At 51.0% G+C, this 16,056-nt stretch carries 14 protein-coding genes; 6 read left to right on the forward strand and 8 right to left on the reverse strand.

Going from position 1 to position 16,056, the window contains the following annotated elements:
* Positions 1-94: 94 nt before the first annotated feature.
* The 3 genes from CJF39_RS09475 to CJF39_RS09485 form a co-directional block, all read right to left on the reverse strand.
* Complete coding sequence (locus CJF39_RS09475; RefSeq protein WP_059399999.1) at positions 95-1,207, reverse strand: helix-turn-helix domain-containing protein; 1,113 nt, start codon at positions 1,205-1,207, stop codon at positions 95-97.
* Positions 1,208-1,819: a hypothetical protein gene (locus tag CJF39_RS09480; RefSeq protein WP_094993173.1), complete on the reverse strand. Its 612-nt coding sequence runs from the start codon at positions 1,817-1,819 to the stop codon at positions 1,208-1,210.
* 134 nt (positions 1,820-1,953) lie between these two features.
* Positions 1,954-2,520 (reverse strand): recombinase family protein, encoded by a 567-nt coding sequence (locus tag CJF39_RS09485; RefSeq protein WP_094993174.1) that lies wholly within the window; start codon positions 2,518-2,520, stop codon positions 1,954-1,956.
* A gap of 226 nt (positions 2,521-2,746) precedes the next feature.
* Here CJF39_RS09485 and CJF39_RS09490 point away from each other — a divergent pair, with 226 nt between their 5' ends.
* Together CJF39_RS09490 and CJF39_RS09495 are read left to right on the forward strand one after the other, a co-directional pair.
* Positions 2,747-3,706 (forward strand): integrase, encoded by a 960-nt coding sequence (locus CJF39_RS09490; RefSeq protein ID WP_094993175.1) that lies wholly within the window; start codon positions 2,747-2,749, stop codon positions 3,704-3,706.
* Between the two features lie 541 nt (positions 3,707-4,247).
* Positions 4,248-4,613 (forward strand): hypothetical protein, encoded by a 366-nt coding sequence (locus CJF39_RS09495; protein ID WP_094993176.1) that lies wholly within the window; start codon positions 4,248-4,250, stop codon positions 4,611-4,613.
* 380 nt (positions 4,614-4,993) lie between these two features.
* On the opposite strand, the gene mobI is transcribed toward CJF39_RS09495, so the two are convergent.
* A complete protein-coding gene (mobI, locus tag CJF39_RS09500) occupies positions 4,994-5,455 on the reverse strand; it encodes a conjugative transfer protein MobI(A/C) (protein WP_094993177.1) in 462 nt (153 codons plus the stop codon).
* Between the two features lie 357 nt (positions 5,456-5,812).
* On the opposite strand from mobI, the gene CJF39_RS09505 reads away from it, so the two are divergent.
* The 3 genes from CJF39_RS09505 (at position 5,813) to CJF39_RS09515 (ending at position 8,413) form a co-directional block, all read left to right on the forward strand.
* Positions 5,813-5,950, forward strand: coding sequence for a hypothetical protein (locus CJF39_RS09505; protein ID WP_198833202.1), 138 nt, complete (start codon positions 5,813-5,815; stop codon positions 5,948-5,950).
* A gap of 272 nt (positions 5,951-6,222) precedes the next feature.
* Positions 6,223-7,470, forward strand: a complete 1,248-nt coding sequence (locus CJF39_RS09510; RefSeq protein WP_094993178.1) for a hypothetical protein — start codon at positions 6,223-6,225, stop codon at positions 7,468-7,470.
* A 475-nt stretch (positions 7,471-7,945) separates the two neighbouring features.
* The gene (locus CJF39_RS09515; RefSeq protein ID WP_094993179.1) at positions 7,946-8,413 is read left to right on the forward strand and encodes a hypothetical protein; all 468 of its coding nucleotides are present in this window, start codon (positions 7,946-7,948) and stop codon (positions 8,411-8,413) included.
* Positions 8,414-8,697: 284 nt separating this feature from the next.
* On the opposite strand, the gene CJF39_RS09520 is transcribed toward CJF39_RS09515, so the two are convergent.
* The 4 genes from CJF39_RS09520 to CJF39_RS09535 form a co-directional block, all read right to left on the reverse strand.
* Complete coding sequence (locus tag CJF39_RS09520; RefSeq protein ID WP_094993180.1) at positions 8,698-9,741, reverse strand: toll/interleukin-1 receptor domain-containing protein; 1,044 nt, start codon at positions 9,739-9,741, stop codon at positions 8,698-8,700.
* A 431-nt stretch (positions 9,742-10,172) separates the two neighbouring features.
* Positions 10,173-11,021: a hypothetical protein gene (locus tag CJF39_RS09525; protein ID WP_094993181.1), complete on the reverse strand. Its 849-nt coding sequence runs from the start codon at positions 11,019-11,021 to the stop codon at positions 10,173-10,175.
* Positions 11,018-12,211, reverse strand: a complete 1,194-nt coding sequence (locus CJF39_RS09530) for an AAA family ATPase (RefSeq protein WP_094993182.1) — start codon at positions 12,209-12,211, stop codon at positions 11,018-11,020. Before CJF39_RS09530 ends, CJF39_RS09525 begins: the two co-directional genes overlap by 4 nt.
* Entirely contained in the window at positions 12,208-13,545 is a 1,338-nt protein-coding gene (locus tag CJF39_RS09535) for a DUF262 domain-containing protein (protein ID WP_170942663.1), read from the reverse strand. Before CJF39_RS09535 ends, CJF39_RS09530 begins: the two co-directional genes overlap by 4 nt.
* 1,083 nt (positions 13,546-14,628) lie before the next feature.
* Here CJF39_RS09535 and CJF39_RS09540 point away from each other — a divergent pair.
* A complete protein-coding gene (locus CJF39_RS09540; protein ID WP_094993184.1) occupies positions 14,629-15,885 on the forward strand; it encodes an integrase domain-containing protein in 1,257 nt (418 codons plus the stop codon).
* Positions 15,886-16,056 lie beyond the last annotated feature (171 nt).

The following is a 16,056-nucleotide window of genomic DNA, read 5'->3' on the forward strand; positions in this document are numbered from 1 at the left end:
ACTACACGAGCGCCTGCCGCGTCATAATCGACGGCTGTATGCGCATCCATGTGAGTGCCGGCACGCGGGCTGCCGCAGGCAGTTTCAGCGTGACTTAACCTACGTTAGCCTCGACCAGTCGCAAAGGAGATGACGGTACATCCAGCATGTACTGCCTGGTCACCATCTCTGCCGTAAGCCCGGCAGCTGTCAACACCCGCTTCCAGGTACCGTAATCCAAGAGATTGATCGCCCTCTGTACCAGCATAGGCGACTCCATAGGGATCAACTCGTCAAACTCTTCGTGCTTCGTGAAACCCTTTCGATTGAGATACGTGAAGCCCGATTTAGCTTGTTCGGCGGTGAGCAGATCGAGGGTGTGAGCCCTGAAAATGAGCGCCTTGAAGCTTACCTTCCAACGAAGCTTCATATCCTTGAGTGCCGGCCAGTTCAGGTACTTGCCTCGCATAGGGGGAAACTCTGATGCGAAACTTGCCCGGGGCATCAACAAAGCACTGGCAAACTGGTTAGCCTGATCCTCAGTAAGGCGGCAACCGGTTTCAATACCTTGGTGCATCACCAAATGGCCCATTTCATGGGCAAGGTCGAAACGTTGCCGGCATGGATTCACCTTTGCGGTGTTCCTCACGATCAACGGTCGTTTGTTGGACAACGAGAACGCATCGACCTTGTCATCGGCTTCGGCCAGGTTCACCACCAGCACGCCAACTTTTTCTGCCAGCTTGGTAACACTAGACAGGGGGCCGATCCCCAGGCCCTGTTCACGGCGAAATTTTTCAGCAACCTGCTCGATCTTGTTGATACCGGATACCGGCTCCTCAAGCATGCTGAAACTCACTGCAGGAAAGGCAACCTCCTTATCCAACTCGTCAATCAGCAGCTCAAACATCTCGACCTGAGCCGCAATGGTCTTCTTGAGAGTCTGCGAGGAGGATCGGACGCTTCGAAAATGGCATTGCTCCAACTCCACCGAACCGCGTCGTGGCGTGAAGAAAAAACTCTCGCGCACGCCCAAGGCTTCAGATAGCTGGGCGAGTTGGGTGCCAGAAGGAATCGCATTGACTTCCAGCTTGTGCGCGTATTGCCGGGTAACGCCCAAGAGCTCTCCGATATCGGCGAGCGAACGCCCCGCCGCGCATCTAGCGAGACGGAGCTTGTCGGGCGAAAACTCGTCGCCAAGAGGCAGAAAGCCTGTTCTGTCATTCATTTACTGATCAGCATCTCGTGTTGCGTTCTGGTCTGCATCTTTGTCCCGACGAGCGACTAATGGTTCATCGATTACCACCTCTTGTGGAAGCTCGGTGGTATGAGGAGCAAACAGAGGAACGTAGTCATGCACCCACTTACATACGACGTTCCGGTTGGTATCGAAGCCCAGAATCGAAGCAGTCAGCGTCGGCCCGTCAAAGTTGCCGTCAGTATCGACATACAAACGCCAAGTAATGTTCTTGTCGATCGCAGGCCCCAGCAAGCTGGCCTGGTAAAGCTCAACTCGGTTGGATTGCAGTCGATACCCTTTCTTTCTGACCTCGGGATCGTCCATTACCACCTGCATCAGCACGCCATTCACACTCAGCGTGAAGTCCATGGTGCGGTTAGTGAGCAGCAGCCACGGAAGGGCCGGATCGCGGTGGAGGCGTTTGAACCGGCCGTGGACGCGGCCATACGGAAGTGTTCCCATAGTCCAGTTGGTATCGTCATCCGTAGAGGTGACTTCCAACGCACGGTAAGCCGCATCCAGAGCGTTATTGCAGATCAGCTCGACGTGTTCCGGCTTCAGCTTCGGTTCCAGCTCACTTGGGTGTTGGATCGGGGGCATGGGCCTCTCCATAAAGCGTGCAAAACACAGGTACTGTCAACCGTAATTTTTGTGCAAATTATCGCTTCTGTCAACCTTCGTGTCCTGATGCTCATAATCTCCTGGTCGCAGTTTCGTGTGCTGCCAGGTGCAAGTTATCTCGGCCCAGTCTTACCGACGTACCGATACAACGTTGTTCTCGATACCCCGTATCGCTTGGCTACAGTGCTAACCTGAATCTGTGGATCTTTGAGCAAAGCCTTTATTTCGCGGACTTGAGCATCTTCCAACGCAGGTTTACGACCACCTTTACGTCCTCGAGCGCGAGCCGCCGCCAGCCCTGCGCGGGTACGCTCTCGAATCAGGTTGCGTTCAAACTCGGCCAGGGCTGCGAACACATGAAAGATCAGCTTGCCGGCGGCGCTGGTGGTTTCGACTCGCTCGTTGATCGACTCGAACCCCACCCCTTCCTGCTCCAGCCGACTGACGATCCCAACCAAGTCAGGCAAGGAGCGGCCAAGGCGGTCCAGTCGCCATACGACCAAAGTGTCGCCACTGCGCAGAGCCTTGAGACAATGCCCCAACTCCGGTCTATCCGCTGACTTGCCACTCATGGTCTCCTCGTAGACCGTAGCGCATCCAGTTAGGGCAAGTGCATCACGCTGCAGATCGAGATTCTGATCATCAGTCGAAACTCGGGCGTACCCAATCCGCTTTCCCATACGTTTTTCTCACTCTGATTTCGGTATGAGAAAAGTGACAGGAAAGCGGGAAATCCCAAGCCCAGAAGCTCGTCTGGAATAGGTGTGCCATAAACGACCGTTTACGGGACGGGTGGGCTCGTCAATTTCAGACGCTGAAAGCGACCGAAATCGAACCCCAGGATATTTTTCCTCGCTCAACATTTCCTTTAGCAGCTCAGCACCTGAGCTGAATGGAGGAATGACCATGAAGCAGAGTTTCCACTCACATTTGGATCGAGACTTGACCAGGGCCGGTTCGGCGATCCTCAAGGAGGCAGTCCGACGCGGGCTCCTCAGTCAACACGAGGCAATGATCCACGACCATCAATGGGCACAGTTTAGTATTTACGCCAAAGAGTCTCATGGGATGGATATCCTGGAGTTCGTCAATAAAAAACTGGTCCAGCAATATGGCGAAGAACTCTGTACGCAGGTGTACCACGGGAATCTTTCGGTGCAGACCGCGGAGGGTCTTCTTGAGACCGTGAGTTCAGTTATGGCCCTCGCGACCAGTGGTGACTGGAAAGTCGTGATGCCTGATATTGGCTTTCCTGGTCATGCACGGATTACGGCCCCACACAGCCTTGAACATGCAAAGTTCAAAGCCGCAGTGGAAGATGTTCAGACCCGCCTATCAGAGCATCTGGCGGTGGTGTTGATGTTAGTGCGGCATCTCGGCATCTCATTACGTGAAGCTGTTTTCTTCGACGCCCGAGCAGCTCTAGAGGCAGCCAAAGGAGATGGATGTATTTCCCTGGAAAGCGGCAAAGAAGGGCCGCATACACATAGGATAATTAACATCTCGATGCCAAAGCAGATCGCCGTTTTGGAGACGGCATCCGCCGTCCAAGATGTTTATCGCTATCCACAATCAAAGCAGACATGGCGGCTCTGGAAGCAGAACAGCTTACCTGCTGCCAAGGAGATTTTACTTTTTCATGGGCTGAGCTTCTGTGATTGCCGAGCAGCGTTTGCATGTGAGCTTTACAAGCAGTGGTCCGGTCATGAAGCCCCGATTCTTGGAGGGCGCGCTCCCAATATCGAGGATCTAGAAGCGCGGGATCACGTCGCCTACGAACTCGGGAATTTGCGTATCTGGGAAACTGATGCGTACGTCGGTGCCCGAGCCAGCCTGCGGAAGGAAGCCGCCGCAATCAGTCGCTAAGCCATCACACTGCAGATTTGGGATTAGATCAGACACCCTTAACCTTGGCAGACCTCGAAACTAAGGAGTCAGGGTATGGATCGTTTTGAATTGCTTGTATATGCCGTGCTTGCCGTCATCAGTGCGCTGACGATCGCAGGTGTAATTGGCTATATGGTCGCAGCGTACCTGGGCAAAAAGCACAGCGACGATTGAGCCTTCAGCGGAGCGACCAGATATCTGCAACAAACTGCCCGCTGCCCCTTGGCAGCGGGCGCTTACCCAATCCATCGACAAGGCCCCTACTGCTGCGATAAGCAGTATTTCCTCAAGCCTATGAGGTCATGGGATGACTTCGGAAGGGCTGTTAATCTCCGCACCATAGCGAAAGTGACCGGAGCGCCGAAGCGTATAGATCAGCGACATGCACGCCCGCCATGTGGCGAGCTAGCTTGCCCAGTACGCTAAAACTCGTGCGCCGAATCGTTGGCAACATCTGATCTTGGGTTTTCCTAAAGCTACCGGAGAGTGTCTAGCGACTTCATCTATCCGGAGCACAAGCATGGAATTTCGTCACCTCGGTAACGGTCTGTACTTCCCACCTATTGCGCCCAACGGTCGGGTTTATGCTGTACCTCTTGGGCAGGAAACCCAGGTAGAGATTTTCTGCCTGACACCATTGGGCATCATGGGCGCAGGCATCAAATCGCACTGGTCAGAAATCGTTGGTTTTTACTACGACGACGAATCATGGGAGATCATCCCGCGCAATTACTCGGGACGAGGAATGCGCTTCCGCAGAGGCCTATCCTGCATCATGGTGATAGCTGGCAACGAGGCCCTCACGACCCATATCCAGGGCTACCCCATCCCCATGGGCGTAATGAACCGTATTGAGTTCGAAAAGCAGCGGGGCACTGAGGAGTAGCGCGTCACCGTCGCCACCCGCTACGCGACACGGGTACCAGCTAGGCCGGCACCTACCAATGTTTATTTTATGAAAGTGAAGCCTTTCACTACTAATACAGATCAAAGCTGGCCGGCTGACTTGGTCGTAAGCGTCACTGCTAATAGCAAATACGGCCTCCGCCCCCGCCTGCATGGGCCTGCTGGCTGACAGCGAGTAGATTTAGCGCCCTACACTGCTTATAGCCCGAACCCGTCGCCTTCCCTGATCAAGCGCAGCAGTATGTCTCGCCGGAGTTCACTGCTGATACGAGAAAGCCCCGTCAGACCAAGCTGCACGTGGCTTTCGGGTATTGAAGTCGGTTCAGATCCGTTTTGCACTGCTTATAGTATGCTCAGCCTCTACGCCTCCGAGCAGAGGTCGCCATGATCAAGCGCTTGATATCTAGACAGCTTTTTCTCATAGGCGACCAACGTCCGACGCAGCTGACGATTCTCACTGGCGATGCTGCGAATCTCAGCCAGACGCTCCTCAACCTGTAAAACGAGGACACGGTAAGGGGATTTAACAAACTCAAATGAGGAGGCTGGGTATTTGTGTTTACCGTTGCCTTTGGGAATAGTCAGGGGCGCGAACTTGTTTTTTTGCCCTTGCAGTGGCACCAGTTTGCACCAGTAGATCGAGTACGCATTCGGGCTCGTTTGCTTGATTGAAACGGCAGCCACGACAGATTTAACCCAGGTCTTTTTGTATATCTTCATGGACGCATCTATATAGCTCGCGGCCAGGCATCTCGCGTCCGCAAGCAACTGCTCGTACTGCTGATCCAGCAGGGTGACTATCGTCTGTGCTTCTTTACTCATGGCCAAGGCTCTCTTCGCTGTAAGAGCCAAAATGGTGACCGATCGCTGAGCCCCCGGAATTCGATTTCAGACCATTCTACCGTCGGAAATCTAACGAAGTGGGTGGACTGGCTCACGCTGTCATCCTACCTCGCGTCAGATGATCTACGGATGACGACATGTCAGTCGCAGAAAAACATAACGTGCAAAGGATGCACAATAGATGACGACGGCAGCCTTTACTCTGAGCGGAACAAGATCAACATGTGAAAAGCAGATGATAGCGAGCGGGCGTGTATCCCTGCCTAGCTGCAACTGGCCGACTTCTGCCAGTTACGACAGGCAGAAATCGGCCAGAAGTAGCCAGTCGATGTGTCTATGAAAACTCAGGGCAATTCAGGTCGTTTGGCAGCGGCGGTAGCGGGTGACGATGAGAAAGCTAAAGAAACAGTGATGATTTTTGTAGATCAGGTAGGTTTCGATCCGGTTGACGCAGGCTCGCTTGAGGAGTCCTAGAGGCAACAGCCATCTAAAAGAATATCCCGGAGGTGTTTTCCTCCGGGATTTAGCCTGCCGCTTCTGTCTGTTGTGGAGCTTCCGGGGGCGCGGGGACGCAAGTTGATGGATGCTGCGTCCCGAGAAGCGTATGTGTCGGCGCGGCCTAGACATCGAAATCCCCTCCAGCACCGACCTTGGCGTATCAAGGTTCCCTGAGGTAGAGTGCGATTCGGGATGCGCGACCCTTCAGGCTGCGCCCGGATCCAATGCTGATGTAAGGAAACAACGCCTTGATCACCCTTGCCATATTAGGTTTTCCGGATATCTATAACCGGCTGACTAATCTATATCCAGCCAAACCTTGGCTTAAAGTCGTAGAAAATATTAGTAAACTATCAAAGCAGTTCGCTGGTCGCGGCGGCCAAGAGGAATTAGATAGCTCTGTCGCTTTTGGCCTGACGTTCTGGGAGAGGCATAAGTACGCACTAAGTGCAGGTTACGAATGGAACACAATGTATCAGACTATGCTATTCGTTCAGCGGGTAGTAGAACTCTGCGAAGCTGTCGATCGTGGTGAGCCGGGGCCAAAGGAACTGAAAAAACGATTTGAGGGAGCATTCAAGCTCTCTAGCGATATGCGTGCTTTGCAGTATGAGCTCTACATGGCATATGTGCTCAAGTTTAGGGGATGCACTATCGATTGGCCAGAAGAAAGCAAGGGTAAGGAGACCTTCGACTTATTGGTCTATCCGCCTGGAGGCCTAGAGCCCTTTGAACTTGAGTGCAAGTCCTTCGCAGGCGATAAAGGATTTGCGGTACGCCTTGCTGACGGGCACCGTTTGATAGGTGCTTTGCTGGAAAAAATTTCGCTGGGAAGGCTTCTCCCAGCCAAGAAAGATTTCGCAAGCATTTTGACCATTACCTTGACTGAATCCGTGCCCACGGACGAAAAGAGCTTTCAGACATTCGTTGTTAATTTAGCCAGCGAGATCGAAGCCAAGGGAAGCAATTTAGAATGCGCCGGATTCTCTGTCTCTGAAGACTTCTGTCCTTTGGTTGGCGACCCTATGGATGAGGACGCGTGTGTTAACGCTGCGCAGTCGCTACCTGGCTCAGTAGCTGCTTTCGTAGCGTGTCATAGCCCAGAAGACAGGTTGAAAGGTATTAGGGTTGTGTACGCTGGAGATGTCCGGATCTGGACGGAAGTTGAGAAATTATCCAAGCGAGCATTAAATAAACAGTTAACAGGTAAGCGTCCTGGCGCACTTGCCCTGCAGTTTATCAACGATACGATCGAACCCATTAATACCGCATTTGAACCCCAAAATAAATATCGTCTTCTTTCAGAAAAACTGCTTACTAAAGATCATGCGCTGATGCTTATAGTTACGAATAGTATCGAACTATCTATTGAAAGTGTATTCATCCCGTACAGAATAGACGCCTCTCAACAAGAATATTGCACGCTTGCAGCATTTTACAGTGATCGGCTCGACTATCCAATAGCGCAGATCAAAACTCTATTTGACCCCCAATGATACTTGGGTCGTGCCCATTGCAGCCCATTGCTAGCAAGTGGGCATATCCACTATGTAAGACGGGAAACTCCGATCAAGTCAGCACTTGTAACCGACCTGTGCTGAAGTGGCCTCCGCTCAGCCGCCTCAGTAAGCTTTGAGGATAAGTAGATGGTCTTCTCCGATATCAAATATGCCGGTAAGGGGAAGTAGAGCAGCCGTGCGTGCTTTCTGACAGCGATGGAGCAAGCCCTGCCGAATGGATGCAGAAAACGCGTTGCCTGCTGAGACTACTTTGCAATCGGAGCTGGCATGGCTCACAACTAGGGATATCCTTTGTTTTTCTGAACATGATTGATAACGGCGTTCACGCAGCATAAATATAGGCTGAACTCGACGACAATGGAACCCATTGAAGTTAAGCTGACTGCAACGCTTTAAGTATCGGCGCTTTAAATGCATGCTCATAAGTGCACTATTATAGTAAGAGGAAAACATGTCAAATGTAACTGATATCGTTAGCGCTGTAGGTAACGCAGTTTCGGCTCTTGCAGCCTGCGTAGCTGCGATCGGCGTATGGTATGCACGACACCAGTTAAAGACGAGTCGTGAGATTGCGCAGTTGCAGTTTGAAGATTCATTGGGAAAGGAATACCGCGAATTGGCCGGAGAGCTGCCGAAGAAGGCTTTAATGGGAGAGATCCTAACTGACTCTGAATATGAAGAAGCCTTCGATGAGCTGTATCGCTATGTCGATTTGACCAATGAACAAACTTCGCTCCGGGCGCATGGGCGAATTACTCCGGATGTATGGAAAAGTTGGTCGGAGGGAATTGAGGCGAACCTAAAACTACCGGCATTCGCGCGGGCGTGGATTGAGATCAAGACTAGATCTTCTGGCTTTGAGGAGCTTCGTCGGCTTGAACTAGAATTATTCCAGAACGACCCCAAGGATTGGCATTGAGCCCTGCTCCCGGTCAATGCTTCGGTCGTTATCGTTAACTATCGAGCGGCAGCTATGGGTCGATTGCTGCCTGTCGTGAGGGGCAGCATGCGGCCAAAAGCAGCCCTTCGATGTGTCTAGACACTTCGGGGCGATTCAGGGTACCTCACGACTATTAGCTGTCGGCGATACAGAACGCATTCGACTGACCTGCGATGCGAATATCCCAGTGGAACAATGCCCCTACCACTTGGAGCTCAAGGTTCTACAAGTGAACTAAGCCCGGCTACCCGCAGCTCTAGGTTCTACTTATAGGCCTGGTGATCTACTGCATCATTCGTGGATTGCCGAGCGATAGTGTTGGAATCAGTAGGATTATCAGAGGTGGCCTCTGCAGCATTGAGTAGCTGCTTCATAACGTCGAGGCCTTCATGGTCACGAATTAGGTGATTCACCAAATCATCCGCATCGAAAGTGAATGGCTCGCGAATATCAACCATCCTAAAGAACCTAGAGGCCAGTAGCGTACCGCCTGTGTTCAGCAGTCCCTGCTCCCTTTTTCCAGTTAGTTGGGGGAAGAATGCCGACACCACAGCGGTACCCAGAGGGCGCATCTCTGTCGAGATTTGTACGTACTCCCAATGCCAGCGTCCCTTGGTAGGGCAGAATGTTGGTTCATCATCTTCAAGCAAGTAATTCCAGCTACTGCTTTCCCACATCCATTGAGGCGGTTTTAGCAGGTAAGGCGCGGCATCATCCGGCTTCACCGTCACCTCATGATTCCGGCCACTTCCCCAGATCGTCATTGGACGTTGCCTCAGATAGCCTAGGGCTCTCTGCCTCAAATGGAAGACTGCTAACCGATCGTTAATGTCGCTTTGCAACTGCGCCTGGCTCAATTCATCAGCCACTCCCAAGATTGTCATCCCGATGTCAAGGTTCAGGCTGTGCAGAGGCTGCAGGTTCAGATAGAGACGACCAATTAGAGGGGCTGGGAGACGTTCTGCACAGCCGGATTCCAGGATCAATGGAACAATCCTGACTCCAGGCTCGTCTGCGATCTTCGCCAACAGGCGTAGCTCTTCGTGCAAGCCAGATCCAATTCTCTGAGCCGCCTCCAAGTAGTCTTGATCGCAGAGGCAGAGGACGAGGAGTGGTCGTTTTGCTAAAGCTTTACCAATGGTGCGTTCGACTAGTTCGCCCAATGCAATGGTGTCACGATCCCAGAAGACGTCGTGCTTCCAATTTAGGCTCGCAACAATGCCTTGCCGAACCCATTCCTTTTTTTTGAATCCTGCGCCCCACGCGTACGAGATGAAGATAGAGCCGCCATTCTCTGCTGTTGTCATATGTCCTATCCTTTGGGCTGTCTGTTCGTGCGGGCAAGTCAACATCCTACTGGACCTAGCCTGACTATCACGACGTAAGAATTAATGAAGCGGACCCTAGGGAATGATAGAGGCAAACGAGCCACTGATATAGCAGGCTTTTTGAATGCCATGAGCGGCTATCACGAAGCTGAAGCCGTGGGCAACTCAAGCTAAATCGTGCGCACATTTGTGATCCGCCTGGACGACAGCTTTTGGCCGGCTCTCGTCGTTCTGACAGGCGGAAAGCGGCTAATAGTGAGCATCAACCGACTGCCAAACATATCGGCTGATAAGATGTAATCACCAGAGCAAAACGCCGAAAAACGACTTAAGTACATACAATAAAAGACGCCTTTTACAACTAAATCATCTAAATGAGGGCGAACGCTCCAGCACCATTATGGCTCGGTTCAAAGGTGTCTACCTGCGTGACCGACCAGAACTTTGTCAGCAAAACTGTTATGGCCACGCGGGCAAAAGTAAATCCTATGGTAATAATATTCGGTATCACCCGGCGCGTCGGAGCTTTCGAGCTTCATATGAGGCTCGCACAATACAGACTCAAAACGCTCTGAACCCAACGGGAAGGAAAAAGTAAGAATAGCTTTACGGTCGCCATCACCTTCCAAGGTGGTAGGGCATCGACTTTGAGTTGAGAATGTTCTCAGTAATGCAGGCAAATCACCACCTATCGCATCACCCCAGTTATCATTTAAAGAGGCAAGGCAGCGTGTGATAATTCCAGAGTAAGCGCTATGCCCACCGTCAAAAGTATTCATGCATCCAGGAAACTTATTGCTGAATTTTAGCCTTGGAAAAGCTATTGAAAAATCCGCATAAAAATCTTCAACTACTTTTTCGTTTCGTGTCAAATCCAGACGAACAAAATTAACCCAATCCTCTTTTTTTTCTAGTTCACATTCCGCTCGACTGGGAATTAGCCCAATTGTTCCAATTATTGACGCGTCAGCAAGGTTTTGATGATTAAGAATCGGAGATTGGTCAATCATCGATCTGAACGCGAAGAGGCAGTCACGAGAAAGATGGCTTTCAGCGGCACCGTAAATCAAATCACAAAGGGCAACGCCTGGAAATATTTCCACTTCGTAAAGCGACTCTTCCTTTCGTACAACCTCTCCAGACTCCACTATATCTGTGTATAGCTTTATCAGTCGCTCGGAAAGTTCTTCAAATTTTTCTTGTTGGAGTGTTTCCAGTCTGAGATATCTATCTGTTTGGTGGTGTACAAGCCGAGTCATTTATTTGCTTCCATAGACGCTCTTTTAGCTCTCCGTGCAGCCATTAGCGCTGCAAGGTCAGTTCCTTGCTGATCAAAGAAACCGCGGGGCCAAGCGCTTAATTCCGCTAACGCATCCACCAGAATCGACTCAATCTTCGGCTGCGTATCACCATCCAAGGCAGAAAAAAATATCAATCCAACATCATTGGAGTTTACCAAATCGTTTATGGCAGCAAGGCGAACACCATTGATAACATTTTCGGAGTGCGTCTCGATGACAACCTGCACTCCTGTACTTGCCACTACCGCCAAAAACTGGCCTACCGCAGACTGTGCGGCTGGATGCAGGTGCGCCTCCGGGTTTTCTACGATGAGCATTGCGCCTGGTGGACACAACAGACCGCTAACTATTATCGGTAATACATAACTTATCCCAAATCCAGTGCTGGTTGGAGAAAGAGAGTTCACAGGCGTCCCTGTCTTCTCAATGCTCAACCGGACACGATTAATCTCTGGATAGGGGTGAGTGACAAGTTGAATATTTGGAACCAGCAACCTCATCCAACCTTCCAGTTGCACCTTAAATAGATTTGAACCGCTAACAATACACAACTTTTCATCTACTACGTGATTTTGCGCTTCTGCGCGAGCAATAGCATCAGCAGTATGTTCCCCAGTTAGACCGGTAGTAATGTAACTTTCATCCGAAACATCACTTAAATCACGAGGACCGTTGCGCTCCGCAATGAGATAATGAAACTGATCAGAAAAAATAGGCAAAAGCCCCGTCTTGTTGAAAATCTCGGTAGAGCGACCACCTTGGTAATGTGCTTGAATTGTGACCTTTGCGTTAACTATATCCGAGACAAATCTTAGCGCTACTGCTGGTGCCTCATTTACTTCCGGGCTGATCTTAATTTCAAGCTCGGCAGACTCTAATTCGTCGTTAGTAAGTCGTAGGCTATTCCCAAGCGCCAAATGATACGGACCATTTAGTTTTATCGGAAACTCTACGTCTGACTCTTCTGCTAAGACGCCAGCGTCGTCTAGCTTGCGCAGTTGATCGGCGGCTTGCCTCATCAAGAGAAGAGTCTGAATCATGCTGGATTTACCAACGCCATTGCCGCCACAAACTACCGTGATAGGCTTGAAAGGTATTTCGGCAGATTTAAAGCATTTAAAGTTTTTTACTCCCAAGCTACCGATCATATGTGCTCCTTACACATGGTTTCAAAAACGCTGAGCGCGTAAAAAATTCTCCTGCGATCATTCGTACCCGATGTCACAGAATCAAAAAGATCTGAGTCACTTTCAAGCTCCTCGGCAAGATAATACGCAAACATTCCTTCCGGAACATTCAGCACCTCATCCGTACTATAATTTGCAAGAGTTAGTGACCATGTCGTAAACAGAGAGCTATTAATTAATCGCCGCCTGGCATCAGGTTCTAAATGCTCTGGCAGACACTTCCTGAATGCATAACTACCAAACAAATGAGTTGCGTTAATCATTGCGCTTATAAAGCTCTCCCTAAGAGCTTCAAGAGTATCCTCGGAAGCTTCATTCAAGGTGTCAATTGCTTTATCGAGAAATCGGTCCATACTTCCAGAATATTCTTCAAGATAGTTATATTCTGTTAAGCGAAATGCAAGAAAGCGCAGAACCAATTCTTGGTCTTGCATTCTCACGCTTCCTATACTATGGCAAGTCGCCTCTAAAAACTCATCAGAACCACAAAGTTCCTGGATTAAATTTCGCGTTTCAGGAGAAGACATGCAATTTCTGATTTCCTGCGCATTTAAAGGCCTCCCCCCCTGATTGATACGCTTGAATATATCAAATTTAACATCCACAGGTGTCTGCGGATCGATGATATTAACTAAAATCTGAGTCTGCATTACTCGCTTACGATAACGCTGATCAATACACATATTGGGATCTTCGTGCCTAAAATACTTACCCTCTTCGTTTTTTAGATACTCAAGATCTTTAAGTCGCAGCTCATTATTTAAAAACTGCTGAATAACAGTCAATCTTTGCAGCCCATCAACCACCTGCAAAACCCCATTACGATCTTGGGCCATATAAAATACCGGCAACGGAATTCGTAACATTATCGACTCGATCAATCGAGATCGTGCTCCGATATCTGTCCAGACAAACTTCCGTTGAAAGTCTGGCGACAAGTTTATGTCGCCTTCTTCTATCATCTCATGAACCAAACTTATATTGAACGGTTTGGTATCAATACGAATACTTTCGGGGTCATAGGGGTAAACAAATTCATCAGACTGAACGGCTTCATCATTTGTATACTCGATGCCGCCACTCTGTTGAATTTCCTCATCGGCCAGATGTGCCAGAAACTGCTCAACTATTTCTTCAGTTGTGGAGTCGATATCATCAGCGATATTGATATCCACACGCCCATCAGAAAATCGGCAAACACGGATCTTGGGATGAACGGACAACCACTCACGCCGCCCCCGTAGCCTGACTTTGCTCTCTATGAGCTGAACCGAAGTCGGGTCACCATCGGCCATTCGTACGAATATCAACAAAGCCATTTCTCCAAAGCATCATCACACGGGCATTCTAGCTTGCTGAGTAACGACACAGCGAGCGCGCTTACCTTCGATCGAATCTCCGGGTAGGTTATCGTATGACGCCTGTTGGCTGTGGACTCAACCTGTCAATGTAAATGCTACCAAGACGCGGGGTGGCTGGTTGTAGCCGTCCGCTGCCTACCATGCAAGATAAAATCCTGCTTTCAGCAATCCACGAACCAGTTGTAAAAACGATATCCCCCACCAACCGACACAGCGCAGGTTCCGAGGGTCAATAGAGGCCACCGCCCCTCAACGCCAAGCCACCACTGAACTTTGAACAGTAAAGCGCCCATCAGGATACATGCCAGAACACCCAACGCCAGGCCAGCCAACGCAAATAGACGAGCACCTAACCTTAGGTCTCCGCCATGCCAGTTTTCACTCAGACAAAACGGACAATGATTTGACGAAGGCGAATAGCCCCAGAAACTACGGCTGTATATCGTTCTCGGAACCATCGCTTTGCCACAGTTGTGACAGTTAACCATTGAGTGTCTCACACCGCACCTCAGCTCAGATCGCCCTAAATGAGCCAATGGTGCGTTACCGCTTAAATAACCCAACAGGATCATCTAACAGCTACCTAGCGACCAGATCGCCAGATACCCGATGTCATGCAGCCCACGACTAAGACCATTCCCTCGGTGGTTGACGGGCGCTCGTCTTGCCGAAAACCGATAAATTCAGGACGCCAGTTCAACTCCTTAAATAGCCGCTCATCGGAAATACGTTAGCGGGGGCACTTATGGGGGCACCTTCGCAGACGCCAATTAATAAAGTGAGTTAAAACAGATAGTTATATACGACTATTTAATCCCCCCGGCTCCACCACTTCATCATCTAAAGACGTCCACGGACGTCTTTTTTTGTGCCTGAAATCCAGCAAAATCAAGGGTTTAAGCGCTATTGGGGGCCAACGAGGTTTTTGGAGTTCCAGACAGTTTGGTATCCCAGGTGGTATCCCGGGCTACCCGGTGCTATTTTTAGGATACCAAAACGGTGCCCGAGGTAGCTCCCATGCCTACTCAAGCAACCCGTCTCTCCGATCGCCAGCTCAAGGCGGTCAAGGCAACTGGTAAAGACTTCGTCCTTAGCGATGGCGACGGCCTACAGCTTCGAGTACGCGCCAGCGGCTCGATGATGTGGAATCTCAATTACCGCGAACCGTTGACCAGAAGCCGTATCAATATGGCACTCGGTCCATACCCCGACCTCTCATTAGCCAACGCCCGGAAGAAAGCCGCAGAAGCGCGTGAGTTGCTCGCTCTGGGCATTGATCCCAAAGCTCAACGCGATGAGGTAAGGCAAGCCAAACTCGCTGAGACCGAGCACACCTTCGAGAAGGTGGCCACCGCCTGGTTCGAGCTAAAGAAGGACTCCGTGACGCCAGCATATGCCGAAGACATTTGGCGCTCGCTAACGCTGCATGTTTTTCCAGACTTGAAAACAACGCCTCTCTCGCAGATCAGCGCCCCGATGGTCATCAAGCTCCTTCGTCCCATCGAAGCCAAAGGCAGTCTCGAGACAGTGAAGCGACTGAGCCAACGGCTCAACGAGATCATGACCTACGGGGTAAACTCCGGGCTGATTTTCTCTAACCCCCTCAGTGGTATTCGAGCGGTATTCAAGAAGCCCAAAAAAGAGAACATGGCCGCGCTACGACCCGATGAGCTTTCCGAGCTCATGATCGAAATCGCGAATGCCAGCATCAAGCGGATCACTCGCTGTCTGATCGAATGGCAACTGCACACGATGACCCGTCCTGCCGAGGCGGCTACCACCCGATGGGTAGACATCGACTTTGACAAACGCATCTGGACCATCCCGCCGGAGCGCATGAAAAAGCGTCGTCCCCACACCATCCCGCTGACCGAACAGGCACTCGCGTTACTGGAGGCGCTCAAGCCCCTCAGCGGCCACAGGGAATACGTGTTCCCGGCAGATAGAAATCCGCGCACCCACGCCAACAGCCAGACCGCCAACATGGCGTTGAAACGCATGGGCTTCCAGGACCGCTTGGTCAGCCACGGCATGCGCTCCATGGCCAGCACTATCCTGAACGAGCATGGGTGGGATCCGGAGCTCATCGAAGTCGCGCTGGCGCATGTCGACAAGGACGAAGTCCGAAGTGCCTACAACCGAGCGGACTACATCGAGCGCCGGCGTCCGATGATGGCTTGGTGGAGTGAACACATCCAGAAAGCGGCCACTGGCAACCTGTCGGCATCTGCGATCAATCAAACCAGGGACCACAACGTCGTGCCGATACGGTGAACGCTCACCGGACGCCGCCAGTAACCGAGAATGACTCCCTAGATGGAGTGATGGTTGATTTGGCGACAGCGGCGACACCGGCGACAACCCGCGTAATACCTGGTTTGCAGCATGGCGACAGAAGTGGCGACTGTCGCCGTTGCAAACCTCTCTCTTGGGACTTTCTCGGCC

The organism is Pseudomonas lundensis, assembly GCF_002269125.1.
In the GTDB taxonomy this organism is placed as follows: Bacteria; Pseudomonadota; Gammaproteobacteria; order Pseudomonadales; family Pseudomonadaceae; genus Aquipseudomonas; species Aquipseudomonas lundensis_A.